General features: G+C 74.0%; 4 protein-coding genes. 2 read left to right on the top strand and 2 right to left on the bottom strand.

Annotated features, from left to right (window positions below; translation table 11 throughout):
• Window positions 1-90: 90 nt before the first annotated feature.
• Window positions 91-873, top strand: a complete 783-nt coding sequence (locus tag ACOV8S_RS18735; protein WP_448318961.1) for a S16 family serine protease — start codon at window positions 91-93, stop codon at window positions 871-873.
• A 31-nt stretch (window positions 874-904) separates the two neighbouring features.
• Here the strand turns inward: ACOV8S_RS18735 and ACOV8S_RS18730 are convergent, their stop codons facing one another.
• A complete protein-coding gene (locus tag ACOV8S_RS18730; protein WP_448318960.1) occupies window positions 905-1,414 on the bottom strand; it encodes an Lrp/AsnC family transcriptional regulator in 510 nt (169 codons plus the stop codon).
• Between the two features lie 124 nt (window positions 1,415-1,538).
• Here ACOV8S_RS18730 and hppD point away from each other — a divergent pair, with 124 nt between their 5' ends.
• Complete coding sequence (gene hppD / locus ACOV8S_RS18725) at window positions 1,539-2,684, top strand: 4-hydroxyphenylpyruvate dioxygenase (RefSeq protein ID WP_351114245.1); 1,146 nt, start codon at window positions 1,539-1,541, stop codon at window positions 2,682-2,684.
• Between the two features lie 103 nt (window positions 2,685-2,787).
• Here the strand turns inward: hppD and ACOV8S_RS18720 are convergent.
• Window positions 2,788-3,848, bottom strand: a 1,061-nt coding sequence (locus ACOV8S_RS18720; protein ID WP_448318959.1) for an RDD family protein, incomplete at its 5' end; no start/stop codon positions are given.

The following is a 3,848-nucleotide window of genomic DNA, read 5'->3' as shown; positions in this document are numbered from 1 at the left end:
GCTCATGGGGCGAGTCGACCGCGCCCGCGAGGCGCTCGCATCCGGCGGGGGTCCGTCCGGGGGAGGGGTGAGCACCGTTAGATTGACCCCGTGCTCTCTCGCCTCTCGCGTCCCCAGGCCGTCGCCCTCTGCGCCATGCCCGCCGCCGCGCTGGTCGCGGTCGCGGCGCTCGCCCCGCTCCCGTTCACGGTGGCGCGGCCGGGCATGACCGCGAACGTGCTCGGTGAGCGGGACGGCAAACCGGTGATCTCCGTCGAGGGCCCCGGCGTCCGCACCGTGCCGGTGGACGGGCAGCTGCGGATGACCACGATCGAGGCGACCGGGCCGGACGCCGACGTGCGGCTCGCCGACGTCGTCGACGGCTGGTTCCGCACCGACGAGGCCGTGATGCCGACCGACGCCGTCTACCCGAGCGGGGACGACGTCGAGGAGATCGAGAAGTACAACACCGAGCAGATGCGGCAGTCCCAGGACGACGCGACCGAGGCGGCCCTCGGTTACCTCGGGCGCGACCCGAAGGACGTGAAGGTGACGCTGCGGCTCGCCGACGTCGGCGGGCCGAGCGCGGGGCTGCTGTTCTCGCTGGGCATCGTGGAGAAGCTGGGCACCGACCTCGCGGGCGACACGGTGGTCGCCGGGACCGGCACCATCTCGCCCGACGGCGCGGTGGGCCCGGTCGGCGGCGTGTCCCTGAAGACCCGCGCGGCCGCCCGCGACGGGGCGACGGTGTTCCTGGTGCCCCGCGCCGAGTGCGGCGACGCCCTCGCCGAGCGCCCGAAGGGCCTGCGCCTGGTGCCGGTGACCAGCCTGAAGGGCGCGATCACGGCGCTCGAGGCGCTGCGCACCGGCAAGGGCTCCGCGCCCTCCTGCTGACCCCCACCGCGCCGGCTGCGGCCGGTCGGGGTTACACCAGCGCCTCGGCGGGAGTAGCCCCGGCGGCCGGGGACGACAGCTGGGCCGCCTGTTCGACGAGGGGTATCACCCGCAGCGGCACCGCGTTCTCCATGACGATGGCGGTGGACGCGCGGACGATGCCCTCGAAGCCGACCACCAGGTCGATCACCCGCTGCAGGTCCGCGTTGGACCGCGCGACCAGCCGGCACAGCATGTCGCCGCTGCCGGTGGTGGTGTGCAGCTCCAGGACCTCCGGGACGGAGGCCAGGTGCGCCCGTACGGCCGCCCCGCTCCCCTGCCGGATCTGCAGCGTGGCGAACGCGGTCACCGGATAGCCCAGCGCGGCCGGGTCCACGTCGGGCCCGAAGCCGCGGATCACCCCGCGCGCCAGCAGCCGGTCCAGCCGCGCCTGCACGGTGCCGCGGGCCACGCCGAGCCGGCGGGACATCTCCAGCACACCCAGCCGCGGCTCGTGCGCGAGCAGCGCGATGATCCGCCCGTCCAGCCTGTCGATCCCCATGGCACGCCCCCACCGATGGTCATCCTGTACAGATACGCCGTCGTCACGGCCCTACGACTGTGCAACCTGCGCAGCGAAAAAGCCATGGATTGCGCACCTTGCGGTTCGGGGCGACCCTGCCCACATGACGCAGACCACACACCACGTTCCTGACACCGCCCGGCAGGCCGACCCCTTCCCGGTCAAGGGAATGGACGCGGTCGTCTTCGCCGTGGGCAACGCCAAGCAGGCCGCCCACTACTACTCGACCGCCTTCGGCATGCGCCTGGTGGCCTACTCCGGACCGGAGAACGGCTCCCGGGAGACGGCCAGTTACGTCCTGGAGAACGGCTCCGCCCGCTTCGTGTTCACCTCGGTGATCAAGCCGGCCACCGACTGGGGACGCTTCCTCGAGCGTCACGTCGCCGAGCACGGCGACGGCGTCGTCGACCTCGCCCTGGAGGTCCCGGACGCCCGCGCGGCCTACGCCTACGCCATCGAGCACGGCGCCCGTTCGGTCGCCGAGCCGTACGAGATGAAGGACGAGCACGGCACCGTCGTGATCGCCGCCATCGCCACCTACGGCGAGACCCGCCACACGCTGGTCGAGCGCCGCGGGTACGAGGGCCCGTACCTGCCGGGCTACCAGGTGGCCCGGCCGATCGTGGAGCCGCCGGCCGAGCGCACCTTCCAGGCGATCGACCACTGCGTGGGCAACGTGGAGCTCGGCCGGATGGACGAGTGGACCGAGTTCTACCGCCGGGTCATGGGCTTCACCAACATGAAGGAGTTCATCGGCGACGACATCGCCACCGAGTACTCCGCGCTGATGTCCAAGGTGGTCGCGGACGGCACCCTGAAGGTGAAGTTCCCGATCAACGAGCCGGCGATCGCCAAGAAGAAGTCACAGATCGACGAGTACCTCGAGTTCTACGGCGGCCCGGGCGTCCAGCACATCGCGCTCAACACCAACGACATCGTGCGCACCGTGCGCACCATGCGGGCGGCCGGCGTCGAGTTCCTCGACACCCCCGACTCGTACTACGACACCCTCGGCGAGTGGGCCGGCGAGACCCGCGTGCCGGTGGAGACGCTGCGCGAGCTGAAGATCCTGGTGGACCGCGACGAGGACGGCTACCTGCTGCAGATCTTCACCAAGCCGGTCCAGGACAAGCCGACCGTCTTCTTCGAGATGATCGAACGGCACGGCTCCATGGGCTTCGGCAAGGGCAACTTCAAGGCGCTCTTCGAGGCCATCGAGCGGGAGCAGGAGCGCCGCGGCAACCTCTGACCGCCGCCGCACCACCCGACCCAGGGGCGCCCCGCCGGACCGGCGGGGCGCCCCTGCGGCGTCGGCGGCGGGAGCCGGGGCGTCGGCGGCCGGCCCCGCGGCGTCAGCGGCCGGCCACGAAGGTGTGCGCGGCCTTGTCGTGCCAGGCCTGCCGCCAGGGACGGTCGAAGAGGGCCCACAGGTGGCCGATCACGCCGATCACCAGCAGCGTGGGGATCGTCCCGACCGCCCAGCGCAGCAGCGCCGTGCCGAAGGACGGGGGCTCGTGGCCCTCGATGTCGCGGACCTGGAGCCCGAGCAGCTTCTTGCCGAGCGTGCGCCCCGTCCGGGAGGTCGGCAGCACCTCCAGGAGCACGCCCGCCACCACCAGGACCGCGAGCACGATGCCCAGCTGCACGCCGGTGGTGCCGTCGACCAGCCAGACGGTGACCTTCTCCCCGGACAGCCGCGCCGCCTCCAGCTTCTCCTGCGTGTGCTCCCACGCCCGCGTGCCCAGCGGTACGGCCGCGGCCGCGGTGATCGCGCCGACCAGCAGCAGGTCGATCAGCCGGGCCGCCATCCGGCTGCCCAGCGGCGCGGGACGGGCGGACGCCTGCCGCCGGGCGGCGGCCGTGAACGGGTCCTCGGGCACGGGCTTCCACGGAGCGGCGGGTCCCTGCGACGCGGCCTGCGGTGCGGCCTGGGCCGCGGCGTGCGCGGCGGACGCCCGGGCCAGCGCCGCCTGGGCCGCGGCGGCCTGCGCGGCGGCGGCCTGCGCCGCGGCCTGGTCGCCCGCGAGGTGCCCGATCTGCTGCGGCCACGGGGTGGTCGCGGGAGTGGGAGCCGGTGCGGGTGCCGGGGCCGGTGCGGGCACGGGGGACGGCGCCTGCTGCGGGCCCTGCGGTCCGGCGGGCGACTGCTCGGCCGCGGGGCGGGTCCGGAACACCATGGTGCCCTCCTGCGAGGGCCGCTGCTCGGGCTGCTGGTCCGCCACCGCCCGCGGGTCCGGCGTCTCCGGACCGGCCGACCCCCACGAGACGGGCCGCGGCCGCTCGGCCGCGCCGGACCGCACCGCGTCCCAGCCCGAACCGCCCGCCGCGGCAGCGGAGTTGCCGCTCTCCAACGGCGACGGCTGCGAGTGCTGCGACGGCTGCGAGGTCATCGGTGCCGGGGACGGCGCGGGGG

Source organism: Streptomyces sp. CO7 (genome assembly GCF_053474865.1).
This window is presented reverse-complemented; position numbering and strand designations above follow the sequence as displayed.